At 43.7% G+C, this 20,412-nt stretch carries 14 protein-coding genes and 1 pseudogene; 3 read left to right on the plus strand and 12 right to left on the minus strand.

Going from position 1 to position 20,412, the window contains the following annotated elements; all coding sequences use genetic code 11:
* The first annotated feature begins 339 nt into the window (after nt 1–339).
* Nucleotides 340–1,869 carry an FAD-dependent oxidoreductase gene (locus tag J7I93_RS04550; protein ID WP_214723756.1) on the plus strand — a complete coding sequence of 510 codons (1,530 nt, stop codon included), beginning with the start codon at nt 340–342 and terminating at the stop codon, nt 1,867–1,869.
* A 100-nt stretch (nt 1,870–1,969) separates the two neighbouring features.
* On the opposite strand, the gene J7I93_RS25365 is transcribed toward J7I93_RS04550, so the two are convergent.
* The 8 genes and pseudogenes from J7I93_RS25365 to J7I93_RS04580 form a co-directional block, all read right to left on the minus strand.
* Nucleotides 1,970–2,104, minus strand: coding sequence for a hypothetical protein (locus J7I93_RS25365; RefSeq protein ID WP_258309396.1), 135 nt, complete (start codon nt 2,102–2,104; stop codon nt 1,970–1,972).
* Nucleotides 2,105–2,180: 76 nt separating this feature from the next.
* Nucleotides 2,181–3,665: an amidase gene (locus J7I93_RS04555; RefSeq protein ID WP_214723758.1), complete on the minus strand. Its 1,485-nt coding sequence runs from the start codon at nt 3,663–3,665 to the stop codon at nt 2,181–2,183.
* Nucleotides 3,666–3,974: 309 nt separating this feature from the next.
* Complete coding sequence (locus J7I93_RS04560) at nt 3,975–5,099, minus strand: DEAD/DEAH box helicase (RefSeq protein WP_214723760.1); 1,125 nt, start codon at nt 5,097–5,099, stop codon at nt 3,975–3,977.
* Between the two features lie 182 nt (nt 5,100–5,281).
* Nucleotides 5,282–7,660, minus strand: a complete 2,379-nt coding sequence (locus J7I93_RS04565) for an immune inhibitor A domain-containing protein (protein WP_214723762.1) — start codon at nt 7,658–7,660, stop codon at nt 5,282–5,284.
* Nucleotides 7,661–7,901: 241 nt separating this feature from the next.
* On the minus strand, nt 7,902–8,663 hold the full coding sequence (locus J7I93_RS25605; protein WP_483297122.1) for a methyl-accepting chemotaxis protein: 762 nt from the start codon (nt 8,661–8,663) through the stop codon (nt 7,902–7,904).
* A 12-nt stretch (nt 8,664–8,675) separates the two neighbouring features.
* Nucleotides 8,676–9,227 (minus strand): annotated as a pseudogene (locus tag J7I93_RS25610) (protoglobin domain-containing protein); the annotation flags it as partial.
* A 511-nt stretch (nt 9,228–9,738) separates the two neighbouring features.
* Complete coding sequence (locus J7I93_RS04575; protein WP_214723767.1) at nt 9,739–10,980, minus strand: ATP-binding protein; 1,242 nt, start codon at nt 10,978–10,980, stop codon at nt 9,739–9,741.
* 211 nt (nt 10,981–11,191) lie between these two features.
* Complete coding sequence (locus tag J7I93_RS04580) at nt 11,192–12,325, minus strand: zinc-dependent alcohol dehydrogenase (protein ID WP_214723769.1); 1,134 nt, start codon at nt 12,323–12,325, stop codon at nt 11,192–11,194.
* Between the two features lie 272 nt (nt 12,326–12,597).
* On the opposite strand from J7I93_RS04580, the gene J7I93_RS04585 reads away from it, so the two are divergent.
* A complete protein-coding gene (locus J7I93_RS04585) occupies nt 12,598–13,863 on the plus strand; it encodes a S8 family serine peptidase (protein WP_214723771.1) in 1,266 nt (421 codons plus the stop codon).
* Nucleotides 13,864–14,331: 468 nt separating this feature from the next.
* Here the strand turns inward: J7I93_RS04585 and tatC are convergent, their stop codons facing one another.
* The 4 genes from tatC to J7I93_RS04605 form a co-directional block, all read right to left on the minus strand.
* Nucleotides 14,332–15,042, minus strand: coding sequence for a twin-arginine translocase subunit TatC (gene tatC, locus J7I93_RS04590; RefSeq protein ID WP_214723773.1), 711 nt, complete (start codon nt 15,040–15,042; stop codon nt 14,332–14,334).
* A 115-nt stretch (nt 15,043–15,157) separates the two neighbouring features.
* On the minus strand, nt 15,158–15,346 hold the full coding sequence (gene tatA, locus J7I93_RS04595; RefSeq protein ID WP_214723775.1) for a twin-arginine translocase TatA/TatE family subunit: 189 nt from the start codon (nt 15,344–15,346) through the stop codon (nt 15,158–15,160).
* A gap of 9 nt (nt 15,347–15,355) precedes the next feature.
* Nucleotides 15,356–16,996, minus strand: a complete 1,641-nt coding sequence (locus tag J7I93_RS04600; RefSeq protein ID WP_214723777.1) for a PhoX family protein — start codon at nt 16,994–16,996, stop codon at nt 15,356–15,358.
* Between the two features lie 247 nt (nt 16,997–17,243).
* The gene (locus J7I93_RS04605; protein ID WP_214723779.1) at nt 17,244–18,701 is read right to left on the minus strand and encodes an alanine/glycine:cation symporter family protein; all 1,458 of its coding nucleotides are present in this window, start codon (nt 18,699–18,701) and stop codon (nt 17,244–17,246) included.
* Nucleotides 18,702–18,976: 275 nt separating this feature from the next.
* Here J7I93_RS04605 and J7I93_RS04610 point away from each other — a divergent pair, with 275 nt between their 5' ends.
* The gene (locus J7I93_RS04610) at nt 18,977–20,185 is read left to right on the plus strand and encodes an MFS transporter (protein WP_214723781.1); all 1,209 of its coding nucleotides are present in this window, start codon (nt 18,977–18,979) and stop codon (nt 20,183–20,185) included.
* The last annotated feature ends 227 nt before the right edge of the window (nt 20,186–20,412 follow it).

Here is a 20,412-nt window from a genome sequence, read left to right on the forward strand (position 1 = left end):
ACCCATGCCGGGCGCACATAAAAAACCCTTCTCCCGGCAGGAAGAAGGGTTTTGCTATGTTTGACAGAAAAGTTGGGGCGTTCTCATGCTTGTAGCTACAGTGATTAAAGAATATATGCGTTGCGTTGAACGAACATGGCGAAGTCAGACAACAGTCCTATATAGTATAAGCGCTTTCCTGCTTTGTCTACACCGACAGCTATTTTCAAGAGAAGTATGAACCTCAAGCCTGATTAAAGGCAGAAGGATTGGGTATGGTTAGATAAAGATTGGAATTTGTATACAAATAGGTTTTGAAGGAAAAATTATGAATGAATATGACCTTACAGGAGGACAGGTATGACAACATCTAACCATAAAATGCCTCAGTACCCGGAGCCTTATTGGAGAGAAGAGGAGCTTCCGGCTTTCGACAGACTCAGAGAGGACACCCAAACAGAAGTGGCGATTGTAGGAGGCGGTATAACCGGAATTACAGCTGGTTACCTCCTTGCCAAGGAAGGTTTCAAAGTGGCCATTCTCGAAGCCGGCAATATTTTAAACGGGACCACAGGCCATACGACAGCGAAGGTTACTGCCCAGCATGGGTTAATTTATGATGAATTGATCAGCCATTTCGGCGAGGACAAGACCAGGCTTTACTACAAAGCCTCAACTGACGCCATTGATTTTGTTCGAAATACGGTTTCCGAAAAACAAATTGACTGTGACTTCAGCAATGAAGAAGGAATCATTTATTCTGTCACTGATGAATATGCAAATAAAGTGGAAAAAGAGTGGCAGGCATACGAAAAGCTTGGCATTAACGGCGGTATGAAAGACAGCATTCCTTTTAACATTGATACAACAGCAATCCTGGCCATGCATAATCAGGCTCAATTCCATCCGCTGAAATATTTGAAAAAGCTGCTCAAGGATTTTGTCGATATGGGCGGAACGGTTTATGAAAATACGACAGCGACTGATATTGAAGAAGGCAGCATGCCTGATGTCGTGACAAGGGACGGCCAGCGACTGAAGTGCAAATATGTCATTGCCGCTTCCCACTTCCCTTTCGCAGACATGAAGGGATTCTATTTTGCCAGATTATCTCCTGAGCGATCGTATGTCCTTGGGGTGAGAACGAAAACCGACTTTCCAGGGGGCATGTATTACAGTGCGGATTCTCCAACCCGATCTCTAAGGTATACGCCTTATAATGGAGAAAAATTGATTCTGGTAAGCGGTGACAGCCATAAAACGGGCCACGGACCTGATACGATGCAGCATTACACCGCTCTTGAAAGCTTTGCTGAAAAGGTGCTCGGCATTACTGATTATCCATATCGCTGGTCTGCCCAGGATTTATATACACTCGATAAGATTCCTTATATCGGACCTATTACTTCCAAGCAGAAAAATATTTTTGTGGCAACCGGCTATCGAAAATGGGGTATGACGAACGGTACTGCTGCCGCCATGCTGATTAAGGATTTGATTATGGAAAAAGAAAATCCATATGAAGAGCTGTTCACTCCTTCTAGATTCCAGGCTGATCCGAGCATTAAGAAGTTTATTACTGCAAACACGGATGTGGCCGGCCAGCTAATTAAAGGGAAGCTTGAATTCGTGCCAAAGGAAACAACAGACCTGGAGAACGATGAAGGCGGAGTAGTCATGATTAAAGGCAAGCGGACCGGGGCCTATAAAGATCCTGACGGCCGATTGCATCTAGTTGACACAACCTGCACCCATATGGGCTGCGAATGCGAATGGAATCACGGCGACCGCACCTGGGACTGCCCGTGCCACGGATCCCGCTTCTCCTATGACGGAGCAGTCGTCGAAGGCCCTGCAGAAAAACCGCTAAAAAAAGTGGATGCAGAATGATGTAAGAGTACCAGGTACCTATACCAGTTGCGTGAAGTGGTATAGGTACCTGGCACCAATAAAAAAATCCTCCTTCAGATGAAAGAGGATTTTTTCGTTGTTAGTCTTGTACGTTGTTTTCTTTCTTTTCTTTGCTTCCAGTTGTGAATTCTACAAGTTCTTCACTTGTGCGCTGTGGTCTGTGTTTATTGTTGTTGCGCTGTGCGTTGCCGTTCCCTTTCTTTGTTCTGCCCATATTCTCACCTGCTCCTTTTTTTCTTTTTCAAAAGTAGTATGAGTATTATGGCAGGCTCTTATTCTTTTTTGAATGCTTACGACAAACCGCTAAGCACCGGAGCTTTTCTTTTCTTTGTCGCCTGCTCGTAGGCATAAGCAAGTTTAATTAATGTTGGTTCACTATAAGCAAGTCCTGTAAAGGTCATTCCCACAGGTTCACCTTCTGGCGTGTATCCGGCTGGAACTGTAATAGAAGGATAGCCCGCTTTGGCAGGAATTCCCGCTCCAAAGTTATTGGGGAACACGATTGCATCAAGTTGATGTTCCTGCATCACATGGTCAATGCCCTGTTCAGTTGACAGATAAATATCCTTCTCTAATGAGGAGATATAAGCTTTTTCAGTAAGGTTTCCGCTTGTTTCTTCCGACTCTGTTAAAATAGTTTGACCATATTTTAAGGTTTTCCCGCTGTTTTTTTCGTTAAATTCAATGACATCGGCCAGCGAGCGAATATTTAAATGCGGTGCGACAGTACGCAGATAGGCATTCAAATCTGCCTTAAATTCGTATGTCAGCACATCATAGCTCCACTGTGCTTTTGTGGAAGGAATCACTACTTCCTCCACTACCTCTGCTCCAAGCTTTTTCAATTGGTCCACTGCCTCATTCATAACAGCAAGCTTCTCTTCGCTTAAATAATCGAAATACGTTTCCCTTGCGATGCCGATTCGGGCTCCTTTCAAGCCATCATGATCTAGATATTCTGTAAAATCTTTTCCCTGCAAATCTTGATTTGTTAAGGTAATAGGATCATTCTCGTCAGATACTGCCAGCACACTCAATAAAATAGCCGCATCCCTAACTGATCGCGCCATCGGTCCTGCGGTGTCCTGGCTATGCGCGATCGGGATAATGCCCGTTCGGCTAATGAGCCCTACTGTCGGTTTAATGCCTACGAGGGAATTCTGGCTTGCTGGGCTCAGAATGGAACCTGATGTCTCGGTTCCAATTGCTGCCGCAGCAAAATTAGCTGCCACAGCTGCACCAGAGCCTGCACTCGAACCCCCGACATCAAACTTGCCGGGTCCATAAGGGTTCAGGGTCTGTCCGCCCCTTGAACTATATCCGCTTGGCATCCCTTCTGTCATAAAATTGGCCCATTCTGTCATATTTGTTTTTCCCAGGATAACCGCTCCTGCTTCTCTTAATTGGGCAGCCACAAATGAATCTTTTTGTGCACAATGATTCTTCAGCGCAAGCGAACCTGCACTCGTATGCATTTTATCTCCAGTATCAATATTGTCCTTTAACAAAATAGGAATTCCGTGAAGAGCGCTTCTCGGACCTGCCTTTTTCCTTTCTGCATCAAGTGCTGCCGCTATATGTAAAGCCTCCGGATTTAGTTCCAGAACGGAATTGATCGCAGCCCCCTGGCTATCCTGCTGCCCGATCCGCTCCATATACAACAGAACAAGTTCCCTGGAAGTAACCTCTCCGCTCTCCATTTTTTCCTGTAATTCATCTATCGTAGCTTCAAGCAATACTTCATCGTGAAACATTTTCAGTCTCAAATTCTCCATCTTATGTATCCCCTCATTTTTAGTAAAATAAAGCCTGCCTATTAAATTCGCTAGGATATAGGGAATTTCCTTGTTTAAAAAGGCTCTGTTAAATTTGCCNNTGATCCGCACTCTCGCAGGACTTTGAATAAGCTTCCTCGAATTTACACCGCACGAAGGAAATGCGAATGCATTTTCGAGGATCTCGTGCCCTCCGCTCCAATCAACAGGGTGCTAAAAAACAACAATAAGCTTTAACAGAGCCTTAAAAAAAGTACCAGGTACCTATACCAGTTGGAGTGACTGGTATAGGTACCTGGTACTGTGCTTTTAAACGATTTCACCGCCGCGCATAACCTTTTTCTCTGCGGTTTGGCCGAGTTCTTTGGTGAATTTTCTGAGTTCGCGTTCTTCTCTTTCGGTGACGAGAGAGATGACCGTTCCGCTGGCGCCAAATCTGCCTGTTCTGCCTGAACGGTGGACGTATTGGTTAATATCTTTCGGGAAATCAAAATGAACAACATGGGTTACTCCCTTGATATCCAAGCCACGTGCTGCCACATCGGTTGCAATCAGCATATTAGTTTTGCCCGTCCGGAAATTTTTAATGGCTTTTTGCCGGTCAAATTTACTTAGGTCGCTGTGAAGTGTGCTGGAGGCAATATTTTTAAAATCAAGTTTCTCCGCCATCACAGTCAGATTTCCGATATCCTTCACAAACACCAAAGCCTTAATGCCTTCCAGCCTGGAAATCTTTTCGAGCATTTTAATTTTATCCCTTGCTTCGGCAACAAAATAAATATGATCGACAGCTGCAGCCTGAATGGTTTCATCTTTTTCGACACGAATGACTTCAGCATCTGCTGTCAGTTCTTTTGCAATCTGCTCGATAACCGGCGGCAGGGTCGCTGAAAAAAGCAGAACCTGTCGTTCTTTCAGCGTCGATTTAACTATATTCTGGACCGCCTGTGCATGCTCGGGTACCAATAGCTGATCGCCTTCATCCAGCACAACCGTCTTAACCTCATGCATTTTCAGCTTCTTCTGCTTAATCAGCTCCAACACACGCCCAGGTGTACCCAATGCGATATGCGGATGCTTCTTTAATTTTTCAAGCTGCCTTTTCACATTGGCTCCTCCGATAAAAGAGGCCGCTTTAATGCCGCTTCCCTCCGCCCATTTTTGGACCTCCTGGAGGATTTGCATCACAAGCTCCTGGGAGGACGCTAAAATAACTGCCTGCACTGCCTGTTTTTCAGGATCAATTTTTTCAAGCACCGGCAGCAAGTAAGCGAGTGTCTTGCCTGTTCCAGTTGGTGATTCTGCAATAATATCCTTTCCTTCCAAGGCAGCCGGGATCGCTTCTGTCTGAATCGTGGTCGGCTGGACAAATGCGGACTTTTTCCACACTTCCTGGATAAAAGGGTTCATATTTTCAATAATAGATTGTGTCATAGGTAACTCCTTTAAGCTTAATTGCGTTATATCATATTTAATAATAGTATAGCCGAAAATCGGAAAAAATGAGTATCGGTAATGATACTAGCTTATAGGCAGGTAGATGTCCAGCAAATCAGCGTTCAAAACAGGAAAAGGCCCGAATCCCTAAGAAGGGATCCGTGCCTTTTTTATAAACCTTATTTGTGAATCCATACAGCTCCAGCAGAGTTGTCCTTGGCTTCACCGATGACTTCAAACTTCAAACCGTGTTCAGGAACAATTCGTCCTGAATCAGGAATCAGGTCATTCTTGTATGTTTGTGAATCATCAAATATAGGGTTTCCTTTTAAACCCGCATAATTGTAATCACCGCGTGAAGGGGAGCTTACTTCCCAGGCAGGTGATTGATCAAGGGAGAACGCAGCATCCGCGATTTGATATCTCGTGCTTCCGATTATAGAAGGTTCACCATTTTTGTCACCAACGATGGCCTCAGGATGGGAATCGACTACTCCAAGGAATCCTTCTCCTGGGTGTTCGCCAACCCAGTTATCCGTAAAGCTATCATCTGCGTACCAAACAACTAAACCGGTATTGTATTTTACACCTCTTGAGGATGCTAATGCTGTATCAGAACCTGCATGGTTTCTCCATTCTAAATAGTAGTGATTCTTTGCAAAGCTAATGCCGTTGGAAACAATGAATCCTTCAAGAGTCATTGGCGTCTCGCCTTCCGCATCATCAGAGAAAATTTCTTTTCCATCAGCTATCACTGAAATATTATCCATTGCAAATCCATCTAATGCCAGACCGCCATCTGTTACATATTCAAATGTAAGACTTACTTTGCTGCCTGCAAATTGGCTTAAATCGTATGATTGGTCTACCCATTGGCCTTTCGAAGATTCAGCGCGGGTATCTCCATCTGTATCTTCATCACCAATTACATCAAGCTCAACTGGTTCGCCGTCAGCTGTCTTTGCAGTAACATACAGATAGTCATAATCGAACTCAATATCATAAAACATTTTTGCATTAAATGTTGCTGTTGCTGCATCTGTTAAATCAATCTCAGGTGTTGTTAAAGCTGTGTGCAGGTCATCGCCTTTAGTGCTGTAGTAATATTTCTCGCCGAAAGCTGGCTTAATACCCTGCACTTCTTTTTCAGGAAGGTTTACTTTAACAATTCCCGGATTTTTAGATTTGGTGACACTTTGGTCAATGACAGTTGTTAGTCCTTTTTCATCAATATCACTATAATTCACTTCATTGATATTAGCCCAATTTCCGCCCATTAGCTTTTGGAAGTATTCCTTATTTTGCGGGGAGAAGCTTGTAGGCTCCGTTCCTGCAATATTTCCGTTCCAGCTGCCGCCGCTCATGACAGACCAGGAAGCAATCGGCTCACCATGTCCAGAATAGATTGTATCGTACTCATCCGGCAAACCTAAATCATGGCCAAATTCGTGGGCAAATACGCCAACAGCTCCATCTTCAGGCTGGATTGTGTAATCAAAGGCGCCCATTTTTCCGTCCCAATAATCAACCTTGGCAGTTGTATTCGGAACTGCAAACACTCCGTCAAGTGTCCAGCGGTGAGACCATATGGCATCGTCACCAATCACTCCGCCTCCAGCTTCCTGTCCTGTACCAGCATGGATAATCATCAGGTGGTCCACTAAACCGTCTGGTTCATTGAAGTTACCATCTCCATCTAAATCATATAGATCATATACATCATATTCAGAAAGGTCCATTCCTGCATTAACCGCAGCCTTTAGAGCCTCTTTGACCAAATCCCTCGGTCCTTTTGGAGCCAAATTATCATGTCCTCCGTCCGGATTATCATCGCCATACTCTTTTGCCGTACCAGGGACTGTAAGCCAGTCTGAAACCGTTCCATCCACAGTATAGCTTCCGCCTGACTGCTCTTCATAGAACTGTTTGAAGGTCTTAACTTTGTCGCCGTTGAAAAGCTTAAACTCTTTATCTCCGAACATAAGCTGTTCATAATGCTCGCGGCTGAAGTCATCAGCATACATATAGCCTTCTTCCTGCTCTACATTGTTGTGTTTAAGGTCTTCGAACTCTGTCAGTAGAACAAGTACCTTGTCTGTTCTTACTCCACCTTTATAAGTGTCCTCTTTGGCAGTTGCTACTTTTACACCTGATTTTCCATCTTTAAAGCTATCATGGCCTTTGTTAAGCTTTTTTGATAACTCTTCTTTTTGCTTGGTTAGAAAATCTTTTGCTTTTTTATCAAACTCATCCTGCTTATTGTCTTTTTCAGTTTTGCCTGGTTTTTCACCCTGCTTTTCTTTTATATAAGCTTTAACCGCCTTTTTAACCTCTTTTTGAGAAGCGTCTTTGGCAATTACCCCTCTCTCTTTTAATGCTTTACCCAATCTGTCCTCATCCACTATATTTAAGTCGATTGGAGCAGACAGTTCTTCTGCTGATACTTGTGAAGGGGCTGCTGTAGTTCCTGCAAAAGATCCAGCAAATAAAGCAGCAGCCATCATCGTGCTGGCTGTAATTGAAGATAAAACCTTAAACGGTCTATTCTTATTACTCATTCTTGTAGCCTCCCTATTTCTTCGCTTTTCAAAATTTCTGAACATTGCGAGATTCATTCTATCAAACTATCCAAACTTTTTTAATAGTCCGATAATACCTTTATACTTATAGTTTGATAGGGTAGGTTACAGGTAATTCCTCTCATTCTATTTATAGAAAATTACAAAGATAGGAATTTATATCTATTTGAGCAAGATAAAAAAAGAGCAGCGGTAATTCCCGGTGCTCTTCTCCATATAATTAATGTCCTCTATTCCCGCCTTCTGCTTTCTCTTTTAACTCGTTCGCCAGCAGCGAAAGGCTTTCGGTTGTATGGTTGACTTCCTGGATGGATTGGACGATACTGTCGAGGTCTGATTTGTTGCGGCCGAACATGTCCAGGTATTGTTCCATCTCCATTTTCACGGTCAGGAGGCCGCTTTTAACTTGCTGGATTTGTTTTTGTGATTCTTTAGTGGACAGGTTCATTGAATCCATCGTATTCACCAGCTTGCTGATCTGATTATCACTTTTTTCGATTTGTGTTTTAATATGGCTGCTCATTTTTTTGGAGTTTTCGGCCAGCTTCCTTACCTCTGTGGCGACGACCGCAAAGCCCCTGCCTTCATCTCCTGCGCGTGCTGCTTCGATGGAAGCATTAAGGGCGAGCAGATTTGTCTGGTCGGCAATGTCCTCAATGCCTTTTGTCATCGTAATAATCTGTTCGGAAATCCCTTTTAATGCTTCAATTCCGCTGATTGATGTATTGACATCCTCAAGGACTTTATTAAATGCAGTGACCATTTCGTCCATTTGCGATTGATTAAGGTTTGTCAGGTTAAGCAGGTTTTTGCTGCTTTTTTGCGTTGTTTCCGTTTCGCTGCGGATTTGGTCGGCCCTTAGGCTTGTTTCATTAATGGATGCTTCCGTTTGCTGTACAGAGGCTGCGACCTCCTGGCTGATAGAATTCAATTCTTTTTGCAACTGGGTATTTGATTCATTCAGTTCATTCAGCTGGTTCATTCTGGCCTGAAGATAGGTTTCTACTACAAGCTGTGAATCTAAATTGGTTATGTGAGTAAGTGCCAGAAGCGCATTTGTCAGCTTTTCCGGGTCCTGGTGCAATTCAGCCACAATCTTTGGCAGCAGCAGCGTTTGAATGGCAGAGTATGTAGCCAGGAACCACTCAACTGGAAGGCCTGCGCCGTTATGAGTATTGCCGATTCGGGTGCGCATTTTAAAGTATTCTTCATCAAGATCTCCGCCTAATAAACTTTGGAAATAGCGGACAAAAACGTTATAAAGTCTTTCCCTGCTTGTATTGTTTTCAGCAACTCTTTTTAATGGCGATTGCTTGTAGAGATGATCCAAGACCAGCTCCAGCATTTCATCAAGCAGGGGCGAGATGATTGGTTTCATTTCCTTTAACGTCTCAAGATTCTTTCTCGAAAAGCCCATATACCACAATCGTTCAGAAATCGTTTGCTCATCTGCCCCAACAGACTCTTCCAACCTGGGAAAATTCATTTTCGGCTGAAAAGATGAAGCAGTGGAATTTTTCTTTTTTAACTGAAATAACATAGTCATGTCCCTCCGGCAAACAGCCAATTTGTACAATATTTGTATATATTATGTATAATAAATAGCCAAATGGCAACTATCAACTCTCTCTTCTATCTTCTTATCGGGTCAATGGGCCTAAATGTGAATAGAGGCTGACTCAAAAGGTCGGTTAAGTGACGACCCTTTTGAGTCAGTTTTTATTCTAAGGACAATTTTCTTCTTTTTCTTACCTTAATGTATTTGCTGATCTTCATTCTTGCACCCTGTTGATTGGAGCGGAAGGGGCGAGATCCTCGAAAATGCATTCGCATTTCCTTCGTGCGGTGTTAACTCGTAGATGCATAATCAACGTCCTGCGGGAGAAGCGAGTCAACGGGAGACCCCGCAGGTGCGAATGCACCGAGGAGGCTCCCGGACCGCCCGCGTTCGCTGAGTCCCTGGAGCGGAAATCAACAGGCCAATTTTATAGAGCTATTGTCTCGAAAAAGAGGGTGTCCCAAAAGCTATACTTTTGGGACACCCTCTTTTTTTGTTTCTATTTAATTTTTTTTTGGCTTAAAGGGATATTGATGTTCACAGCTGTGCCTTTCCCTACTTCACTGTCAAAAGCAATACTCCCGTCATGTTCTTCAATGATCTGATTGGTAACCATCAGCCCCAAACCTGTACCATCTGACTTGGTCGTATAAAATGGGTCGCCAACTCGATCGATGTTTTCAGCCATTATGCCGCAGCCCTCATCTTTCACGCGAATCAATACTCGCTGTCCCTGGAGCATTTCAGCAAAAATAGTAATGGTTCCGCCGTCAGGCATGGATTCGATGGCATTCTTAACGAGATTAATAAACACCTGCTTCATTAGCTTCTCATCACATTCCACTTTCGGAATGTTTGCCAGGTCTTCTGCAGCAAATTTGATATTCTGATTGGAGGCCTGCTCTTTCATAATAGAAATAACGTAGCTAAAAAGCGAATTTAAATCTACTTTTTCAAACACAGGCTGCCTTGGCTTACTCAGGAACATAAGGTCATCAGCGATCAAATTGATGCGGTCTATTTCTTCTATCATGATTTGATAGCGGTCCCGGTCTTCCGGATGCCTTTCCATCTGAAGCTGTGTAAACCCCTTTAAAGCGGAGAGGGGATTCCTGACTTCATGCCCAACCACTGAGGCCATCTGCCCGACAGCAGCCAGTTTTTCTGTTTGCCGCAGCTCCTGAAAAACAGTTGTCAGGGATTGAATATAGGAAAAGAAACGATTAAGAAGCACATAAGAAACACTTGAAAAAATGACCAGCAGCACGATGGGTACCATGACCTTTTGGCTGCTCAGCAGAAAGCCTGCAACGAGATACTTACTTACCATTCCCCCTGTAACAATCCAAAAATAACGCTTATTGACAAAGAGCGGAGCAAATATGATAAAAAACAGCTCTACAGCGTTTCCTGTCTGAAACTCCTTGGATTCACCAAAGTAAATCATCATGCTATTTGTAAAATCAATCAGCACAAAGCCGATAAAGTACAAGTATTTTACCTTAAACGGACTGCCTGTTTTAAAGAAATATACCGCTGCCGGCAAAAGGCCGATAATGGCCAAATAATAACCGAAGCCTAGTCCGCCTTGCGGAAGTCCCGGGGTGCTCCCTGCATTGAGAGGAAGGAGATAATAATAAAATAAATCATAAAGTGTAAAAATAAGATAAAACAGCCACATAAAAAGCCTGACTGCTTTTGTTTCTTCATTTATTAATGTCACTTGACTAAAACCCTTCATAAAAAAGCTCCTCGGTTAACTCTATTAAAATGATTCCAATAGCATTATTATAAACGGTTGAACCCATCATTGTATATTTTTCTTCCTTATAAGGTGTTTTTCGCTCCTAAATCGGATTTAAAAACCGGCCTGCGAAATGCAAACCGGCTCACGTGATGATGATTAAATTTTTAAAGCTAAATATGATCAAAAATCGGCCGAGACCGCGGACTTACGGCTTTAATATAACCTTTATACAGTCATCTTCATGGTCATTGAATATTTTATAGGCGCGATCAGCTTCTTCCAACGGAATCTGATGGGTGATAATCGATTTCGGGTCAAACTCCTGATTGGTGATTTTTTCGAACAGTTCTGACATGTAATGCACGACTGGAGCCTGTCCCATTTTTATGGTGATGTTTCTTGAGAAAAACTCTTCAAGCGGAAACATGTTATAGGTTAATCCATATACGCCTGTCAGCTGGACAGTTCCAAACTTCCGGACAGCGTTCGCGGCAATTTGAATAGGGCCAAGTGTTCCGCCCTGCAGCTTCAGCTTTTGCTCAATCTTTTCAACAGCGGATTTTTTGCCGTCCATTCCCACACAATCAATGACCACATCTGCCCCGCCACTAGTAATTTCTTTTATATATGCACCCATGTCATCATATTTTGTAAAATCGTAAACTTCTACATCATTTGTAAGCTTGGCGTGGTTTAGCCGATAATCCAAATGGTCAACAGCAATTACCCGTTTGGCTCCCTTCATCCAGGCGAACTTTTGGGTCATTAATCCGATGGGCCCGCAGCCTAGTACCACAACTGTATCACCCTTTTTTACACCAGAATGATCCACGCTCCAATAAGCAGTCGGCAGTACGTCTGATAAAAACAACAGTGATTCATCTTCCAGCTCACAGGATTCCGGTACAACAAAAGGTAAGAAATTGCCGAAAGGGACTTTTAAGTATTCAGCCTGGCCTCCCGGATGGTTCCCGTATTTTTCTGTATAACCGAAGTAGCCTCCTGCGTCTTTATGGGGGTTGGAATTATCGCACTGGCTCTCCATTTCGTTCTGGCAGTAAAAGCAATGCCCGCAGGAAACATTAAACGGGATCACAACCCGGTCTCCTTTTTTTACTCTCGTTACATCAGGCCCTGTCTCTTCGACAATCCCCATTGGTTCGTGCCCGATAATATAGCCGGGGCGCAGTGGCATGTTCCCCTGATATAAATGGAGATCCGATCCGCAAATAGCTGTTGACGTGATCCTGACAATAATATCATCCCGTTTCTCAATTCCTGGATCCTCTACATTTTTCACTTGAATATCTTTAGCTCCCTGGTAGGTTACAGCTCTCATCCTTCACACTCCTTCAGTAATTTACTAGGCTATACCCTGCTGGAAGGAAGGTTAACTCCCTTTATATCCAACTCTCTTTTTGTAATTTTTACCTATAATTAGAAGAATATTTTTTGGAAGATCAAAAGATAGATACAGCTTTTCACAGATTAATAGTCAAAAATGCTCAAATGCGAGGAATATAGGATAGTTTAACTATTTTGAATTTTGTAAATATAATAAAAGCACAGCTTTAAGCTGTGACAAATACATAGTTTGAGAGGAGATTCTGGATGAAGAAAAAAAGAGTAATTGGGTCAGCAGTACTAAGTGTGGCAATGGGGCTTTCTGTATTTGCGTCTGGAGCTTTCGGCCAGCAGGTTGAGAGCAACGAGACATACCGGGTTATGATTCAGGGACCGGGCGCTGAACAAGCGAAGGCTAAAGCAAACTATGGCGTGCGCTGGGATTTCGGGAAGGAAGGTTTTACTACAACAGTAAACGCAAAACAGTATCAAGCCTTGTTGAAAAATAAAAATTTGGAGATTGATAGAGTTGACCAGATAAGCCTTGCACCTGTCAGCAAGGAATCTGCCGCCAAGCCGGGAGCCGAGGCTGCAGCTGCTCCGAATGATCGCACTCCTTGGGGAATTGAGGCTATTTATAATGACAGTGCGATTCAAAGCACTTCAGGCGGAAGCGGAATAAAAGTGGCGGTGCTTGACACAGGCGTAAACACAGCACATACTGACCTGGCTGGACAGGCAGAACAATGTAAGGATTTTACTCAAAGAAAATCTCCTTTAATTGATGGAAGCTGCGGGGATAAAAATGGTCATGGCACACATGTTGCCGGAACTGTCCTTGCACATGGCGGCGCTAGCGGACAAGGTGTATACGGTGTTGCACCGGACGCAGACTTATGGGCATATAAAGTGTTGAACGACAGGGGTTCAGGCTATTCCGATGATATTGCCGGTGCCATCCAGCATGCGGCAGATCAAGCAGTCAGCACGGGTTCAAAAGTTGTCATATCCATGTCTCTGGGTGCAAGCTCAAAGAGTTCATTGATCGCTGATGCGGTTGACTATGCATACGGAAAAGGAGTTCTAGTTGTGGCTGCAGCTGGAAACGATGGCCCTTCAGATAACACAATCGGCTATCCTGGCGCATTGGTAAACGCGGTTGCAGTTGCTGCACTGGAAGACGTTCAGGAGAATGGCTCATACCGTGTAGCCGACTTTTCTTCTCGCGGAAACCCTGCAACTGACGGCGACTATGTCATCCAGGAACGCGATGTTGAGCTTTCCGCACCAGGCAGAGCGATTGAATCTACTTGGTTCGATGGCACTTACAACACAATCAGCGGTACTTCCATGGCTACTCCGCACGTATCAGGATTGGCTGCAAAGATTTGGGCTGAAAACTCTTCATTGACTCATGCCGGTCTTCGCGCAGAGCTTCAAACCCGCTCCAAGCAATATGACATCCTTGGCGGAACAGGAGCTGCAGCTGGTGATGACTATGCGTCAGGCTTTGGTTTCCCTCGAGTGAAATAATAGAATGATCGAAAAGCTTGGACCCCATTCCGGGATCCAAGCTTTTTTGGGGTGGGTTGATAATATATTGGCGCAAGTTGATGATATATTTTGGAAGCTGACGATTTATGGCCAAAGTTGATGATATATTCGATCAGTTGACGATAAATTTCTAAAAGATTGTTGGCTTTAAATACATTTTGTAAAAAACTTTGATAAATAAGGTTGATTGATTGGAGCGCAAGGTGCGAGCTCCTCGAAAATGCTATCGCATTTCCTTCGTGCGGTGTTTATTCAAGGAAGCTTATTCAAAGTCCAGCGGGAGGAGTGGGACAGGTGAGACCCCACAGGTGCTTGCACCGAGGATGCTCACCGCCCGCCCCGCGGAAGCTTGAGCATCCTGGAGCGGAAATCAACCACTCCTCACAACTAGTTTAAATAGCAACAAAGTTTGCGAAAACAGCCTTTCTATAAAAAACTTACCATTTTCTACTGCAACGCCGCCTGTTTTTTCTGTTTTCGGTTATAAATAAGCTTTGATAGGCTGACACTCGCCTCATACAGCAGCAATAGCGGCAGCGTAACCAGAATGTCGGATATAAAGTCCGGCGGCGTGACCAAAATGGCAACCACAATCAGCACAAAATAAGCATACTTTCTAATTTTCTGCAGCGAATAGGGATTGATGATGCCAAGGCTGGTCAGGAACATGATAATAACGGGCAATTCAAACAAAAAACCGAATGGCAGTGTTAAGTGCAGAACGAATTTAAAATATTTTTCCGTTGTAAAAAAGGCTGTAAACATCTCGCCGGATAAGGCCATCAGAAAGTTCAGCACGAGCGGCAGCAGGACGAAATAGCCAAACGATATCCCCGTTAAAAACAAGAAAAATAGAGCCGGGATATAGGATAAGGTCATTTTTCTTTCTGTTTTTGTCAGTGCCGGGCTGACGAACAGCCAGATTTGGTGGGCAGCAACCGGAATAGCCCCTGCTAACGCTACAACGGATGCGAGCATAAAATAGACCCAGAGAATTTCAGAGGGTCCCAGAACAGCCAGCTTAAAATCCAAATCTTTTACAAGCCATTCATAAATATCACTCACAAAAATAAAGGATAGTGCTAAAAATACAATAAAAGTAACCGCAATAATAATCAGTCTTTTGCGAAGCTCCTCAAAATGCTGAAGGACGATCATTCATGAAAAACACCTCAATAGTAAAGGAAGGAAGAAATCCTTCTCCCTCCCTGTTTTGATCCCGCAATTACGAGCAGTAAGCACCACAAATGTGCCTACGCACCAAGGTTACTACTTATAGCAATTCTTTCTTTTTTTCTTCCTCAGACTGCTCATCCGATACTAGTTCGCGTGTTGATTTCTTAAACTCTTTCAAGGTCGTTCCAAACGCCCTTCCGATTTCGGGCAGTTTGGAGGGACCGAAGATGATCAGCGCCAATACCAATACTAAAATTAATCCTGGAATGCCTATATTTGATAGCATGATAACCTCCTAGTATTTAAAGCCTGTGATGGCAACGACACCTGGACGAGGCATTGAATCTCCTTTGCGGTGAGGCCATTTGCTTGTCAAATTGTTTAAGTCTGCAGATTCTTCCCCGGGATGCTGGATGGACAGGAATAATGTTGTTTCGTTTGGAGTAAAAGACGGTCCTGTCAATTCGGCTTCTATTGGCGCAGATGCAAACTGGAAGGCTTCGCCAACATTTTTTCCGATTGTCGGGATGACGAACATGCCATTATTGGCAAAGTGCGTGTAAATGCCGCTGTTCAGCTTGCTTGAAGACATATCTGTAACAGTCCAAAGGTTGCCGAGGCTATCAAAGGTCAAATTATCAGGCGCACTGAATCCGCTTTGCTTTCCACCGGCTGCAAAAATCTCAAAATCGAATGATAAAGCCCCAAGATCATCACCATCTTCTATGAATCTAGTAATATGACCATGGAAGTTCCCATGTCGATCATTATTCGTATGAGCAATAAATACAGTTTTATCAAACGGGCTGATTTCCACGTCTTCAGGGCGGTCTGTAGGCGTTCCGCCGACCAGCAGCGCCGCTTCATGGCAGTTGACGACAACATCGGCCTGTGTCTGGAATTTCTTTAATAGCTCCGGCTTGTCCTTTGCTGCTTTACGCACATTTTCAGCCGTTAGAGGCACCCATTTCCCGCTGCCCATATTGGCCACATAAAGAGTCCCTTCTTCCAGCAGATCTGCATTCGCTTTCCCGCGTGATTCCACATACTTATTTCTGCTGATAAATTTATACACACAGGCGTCCTTTTTGTCATCGCCCATATACACCACGACACGGTTGTCATTTGTCAGGCCGACAGATGCGTTTTCATGGTTAAAGCGGCCCAGAGCGGTATGCTTGCGCAGCTTAAAGGTAGGATCGAATGGATCAACTTCTACAATCCATCCATAATGTGTATCATTTAAGCCTGCGTCCTTTGCTGTATTTTCAAAGTTTTCTTCTGCGGATAAAACGGTTCCCCATAAAGTCATGCCGCCCGAGCAGTTAGCAAAAGTGCCTTGCACATTTGTTGCATTTGCAACTGTTTTAGACCCTTTTGCTGGACCTGTCAGCTGAAATGGAGTTAGACCTGTAATTCGGCGTGCATATTTTGATTTTGTGTCCATTTTCCAGCTGCCTTCTTTATCACGGTACACTTCAATGATGGATCCACCCTGGTTATATAGCATTTTTTGAATCTGAGATGCAGTATATTTGCCGCTTGCAGGCTTTGCTCCATGGACGAACATTTCACTTGAGTATTCATGGTTCACCCACAATAAGCCGCGTTTGTCTCCATCAATGGGGAAATATAATGTAAAGTCATTGTTAAAGCCAAAGGTATCCCCTTTCTGGTTGATGACATCTCCATACGCTGCCACAACATCATACTTGTACCCGCGCGGAAGCACCAGGTCATCCTTATCCGTCGGGTCAATCGGCTTAAAATTCAAACCAGAGATTTTTTTTTGGAATCCAAATAGATGGGATGCAGCTTCTGCACCTTTGGCTTCCACCTTTGGCACCATTGTGCCTAGACCAGCAGAAGCGACTGTTAAAGCTCCTACTCCAGTACCTACATACGTTAAAAATTTGCGGCGATTTAATTCAGTCATCCTTTAGCACCTCTTCTTTTCATTTAATAATGTTTGCAGCTTTTTTATGTATCAATCCCAAATACAATAGTAGAGAACGAATATTAAGAGAATGCTAAGGAATAACCGGAAAATTGTAAAAATAGATTAAGAATTGTAAAAACCAGAAAGGTGGAGGGGCGGTGATAGACTGTTATGGAAGATTGGATTACCCTCTTATCTAATAAAAAAATGCCCGGCATCTGCCGGACATTTTTTTACTATTCTATTAAGATACTTTTTCTTCCTGGTGCTTATATTCTTCCTCCCAATACTCGGCGTTTTTGATGCCAAGCTTTTTGGAATTGAATACAGGATCGAGACCTTGTTTCTTTTGGGCTTCGTAATCTTTTAAAGCAATCAAGGCCGGTTTCGCAAGAATCAGAATGGCGATAACATTGAGCCAAACCATTAATCCAAGACCAACATCCCCAAGTGCCCAAGCAAGGCCTGCCGTCTTAACGGAGCCATAGAAAGTTGCACCAAGCAGCACAAATTTAAGAACGAACATGGCAATTTTGCTATTTTTGCCGCTTACTAAGTAGGCTACGTTTGTTTCGGCCATATAGTAGTAAGCCATAATAGTTGTAAATGCGAAGAAGAATAGGGATACAGCAACAAACCCTGCACCGAATCCTGGAAGAACAGATTCAACTGCTGCCTGTGTAAAACCAGGGCCAGCTTCAACGCCAGGAAGGTTTTCTACGATAGGAGTCTTTCCATCTGCTCCGACAGTGTTGAACATTCCAGTAAATAGAATCATGAACGCTGTTGCGGAACAAACAAATAAAGTATCAATGTAAACAGAGAACGCTTGAACAAGGCCTTGCTTTGCAGGGTGGGAAACTTCCGCAGCTGCTGCAGCATGCGGGCCTGTACCCTGTCCAGCTTCATTGGAATAGATTCCGCGCTTTACGCCCCAGGCGATTGCGCTTCCGATGATGCCGCCAAACATGGAATCGGCGCCAAAGGCACTGCTAAAGATTAATGAGAATACGCCAGGCAATTCTCCGATATTCATACCAATAATAACTAAAGAAACAAGAATATAACCTACTGCCATAAACGGCACAGTATACTGTGCAACAGTCGCAATACGCTTTACCCCGCCAAAAATGATAAGAGCCAGCAAACCGACAACAACGAGGCCGGTTACTGTTTTACTTATGCCAAATGCATTTTCCATACCCAAAGCAATGGAATTTGACTGGATCCCCGGCATTAAAAGTGACATTGCCAAAAGAGTCGCAACCGCGAAGAGTACGGCAAACCATTTGATTCCAATCCCTTTTTCAATGTAATAGGCAGGTCCGCCTCGGTAAACACCATCTTTTTTCACTTTGTAAATCTGGGCTAATGTAGACTCTACGAATGCGCTGCCTGCTCCGATAAAAGCAATGGTCCACATCCAGAAAACGGCACCAGGACCACCCATTGCAATCGCAGTGGCAGTACCGGCAATGTTACCAGTTCCTACGCGGCCGGAAAGAGCAATAGATAAGGCCTGAAAAGATGAAACACCCGCATCGGAACTTCTGCCTCTGAACATAAGCAAAACCATGTCTTTGATGTGCCGGACCTGCAAGAATCGGGTTAAAATCGAAAATAGCAGCCCTACTCCAAGCAAGATGTAAATAACTGGTGTGCTCCATAAGATCCCATTTAGCTGATTAATAAAAGCTTCCAAACAACTTCCCCCTTTTTATTATATATTCTGAATCTTTTTCCTATTAAGAATTATAGATTATAGACTGTTATATTACAATGGTTTTTTAACGGTCATAAGGAATAATGTCATAGAACTTTTTGGCTTGCTTTACTTTTTCCGGGAGTGAGTTCGTTTTGTTCAGTGACAATGGGATAAATAGAATTATAGAGAACATTAATCTTCCTATTTTCGGAAATTTCCGCTATTATATATTTAGGGAAACGAAATGTTGACCGGAAAGAAGTGTTTCAAGCATGAATAAACAAACAAAACGCAATTTAATGATCATGTGGTTCGCCAATTTCTTTGTGGCAGGCAGCATGACAATGGTACTTCCATTTATTTCTTTATATATAGAAACGTTTGGAGATCATTCCTCAACCTATGTTCAGCATTGGTCAGGCTGGACATTTGCCATTACGTTTGTCACCGCCTTTCTTTTTTCGCCGGTTTGGGGAAGAATCGGAGATCTTTTCGGACGCAAAAAAATCCTGATCCTGTCCGGGATAGGATTGGGTATTTCCATATTCTTAATGGGTTATGTGACCAATGTCTGGCAGCTGTTTTTCCTGAGATTATTTACTGGAATCTTTACAGGCTTCATCGGCATGTCCCAGGCATTTATTTCGACCCAGACACCTAAGGAGATTGCCGGCAGAGTGATGGGTACCCTTCAGACAGGAAGCATCACAGGCTCCTTGATGGGACCGCTTCTCGGCGGGGTTCTGGCAGATTTATTTGGTTTTGCAGATACATTTAAATGGACCTCTGTCGCCATCTTTGTTTCCGCGCTCCTCGTATTTTTCACAAGAGAATATAAAGTTGAAACCCAAAAGGGAGAAAAAACCCGGTACTCAAGCAAAGCCGTAATCCAGCATATTATCCGCAATCCGATTTTACTGACGGTAATGCTGATCTCAACACTTGTACAAATTGCCCACTTCAGCATTCAGCCAATCCTATCTTTATATGTCAGCGAATTGCATGGACCGGAAAATTTGGCCTTTTTTGCCGGAATCGCCTTTTCTGCAGCGGGTGTCGGAAATTTATTAATGGCAAGACAATGGGGGAAAATTGGGGACCAGCATGGATATATTAAGACTTTAGTTGTTCTGCTGCTCCTTGCAGGCATATTTTACTTGCCGGGCGGATTTGTCACAAACATGTGGCAGCTGGTCCTTGTCCGTTTTGCGCTTGGTGTGACAATCGGGGGCATTATTCCTGTCCGGATCGCCTATATCCGCCAGGAAGCCCCGGTTGCCATGCAGGGTGAAGTGCTTGGTTACAACACAAGCCTGCGTTTCTTCGGAAACATTATCGGACCAGTTCTCGGCGGTTTAATCTCTGCATACTTTGGCTTTTCAGCAGTCTTCGTTATCACCAGTTCCCTGCTTATTTTAAGCGGACTGATTTTGCTGGGCGCGATGAACCGCCATCCGAAGCTGGCGAAGGATTCTTATTAGGGGAAACTGTGTTTGGGTTAGAAAAATTTTCCCGAATACGTTTTATGAACGATCCATTTATTTCATCGGTGAAAATCATTTTTTAGCCCATTACAATATTTAAAGTTAAGGCTCTTTTCGTATAGATTTGTTGTTTTTGGACTATAAAGCTTGCCCGTTGATTTCCGCTCCAGTCACGCAGCGAACCCGCGGGGAGGAACGGAAGCCTCCTCGGCGTTTCACGCCTG

It is taken from the genome of Bacillus sp. ISL-47 (genome assembly GCF_018613175.1).
Classification (GTDB): domain Bacteria; phylum Bacillota; class Bacilli; order Bacillales; family Cytobacillaceae; genus Cytobacillus.

Coding starts and splice junctions, on each gene's coding strand:
- J7I93_RS04565 (WP_214723762.1), bottom strand. CDS start 7,660: ATGAGTAATAAGAATAGACCGTTTAAGGTTTTATCTTCAATTACAGCC.
- J7I93_RS04610 (WP_214723781.1), top strand. CDS start 18,977: ATGAATAAACAAACAAAACGCAATTTAATGATCATGTGGTTCGCCAAT.
- J7I93_RS04575 (WP_214723767.1), bottom strand. CDS start 10,980: ATGAAGGGTTTTAGTCAAGTGACATTAATAAATGAAGAAACAAAAGCA.
- tatC (WP_214723773.1), bottom strand. CDS start 15,042: ATGATCGTCCTTCAGCATTTTGAGGAGCTTCGCAAAAGACTGATTATT.
- J7I93_RS04555 (WP_214723758.1), bottom strand. CDS start 3,665: ATGGAGAATTTGAGACTGAAAATGTTTCACGATGAAGTATTGCTTGAA.
- J7I93_RS04560 (WP_214723760.1), bottom strand. CDS start 5,099: ATGACACAATCTATTATTGAAAATATGAACCCTTTTATCCAGGAAGTG.
- J7I93_RS25605 (WP_483297122.1), bottom strand. CDS start 8,663: ATGAACCAGCTGAATGAACTGAATGAATCAAATACCCAGTTGCAAAAA.
- J7I93_RS04550 (WP_214723756.1), top strand. CDS start 340: ATGACAACATCTAACCATAAAATGCCTCAGTACCCGGAGCCTTATTGG.
- J7I93_RS04580 (WP_214723769.1), bottom strand. CDS start 12,325: ATGAGAGCTGTAACCTACCAGGGAGCTAAAGATATTCAAGTGAAAAAT.
- tatA (WP_214723775.1), bottom strand. CDS start 15,346: ATGCTATCAAATATAGGCATTCCAGGATTAATTTTAGTATTGGTATTG.
- J7I93_RS04600 (WP_214723777.1), bottom strand. CDS start 16,996: ATGACTGAATTAAATCGCCGCAAATTTTTAACGTATGTAGGTACTGGA.
- J7I93_RS04585 (WP_214723771.1), top strand. CDS start 12,598: ATGAAGAAAAAAAGAGTAATTGGGTCAGCAGTACTAAGTGTGGCAATG.
- J7I93_RS25365 (WP_258309396.1), bottom strand. CDS start 2,104: ATGGGCAGAACAAAGAAAGGGAACGGCAACGCACAGCGCAACAACAAT.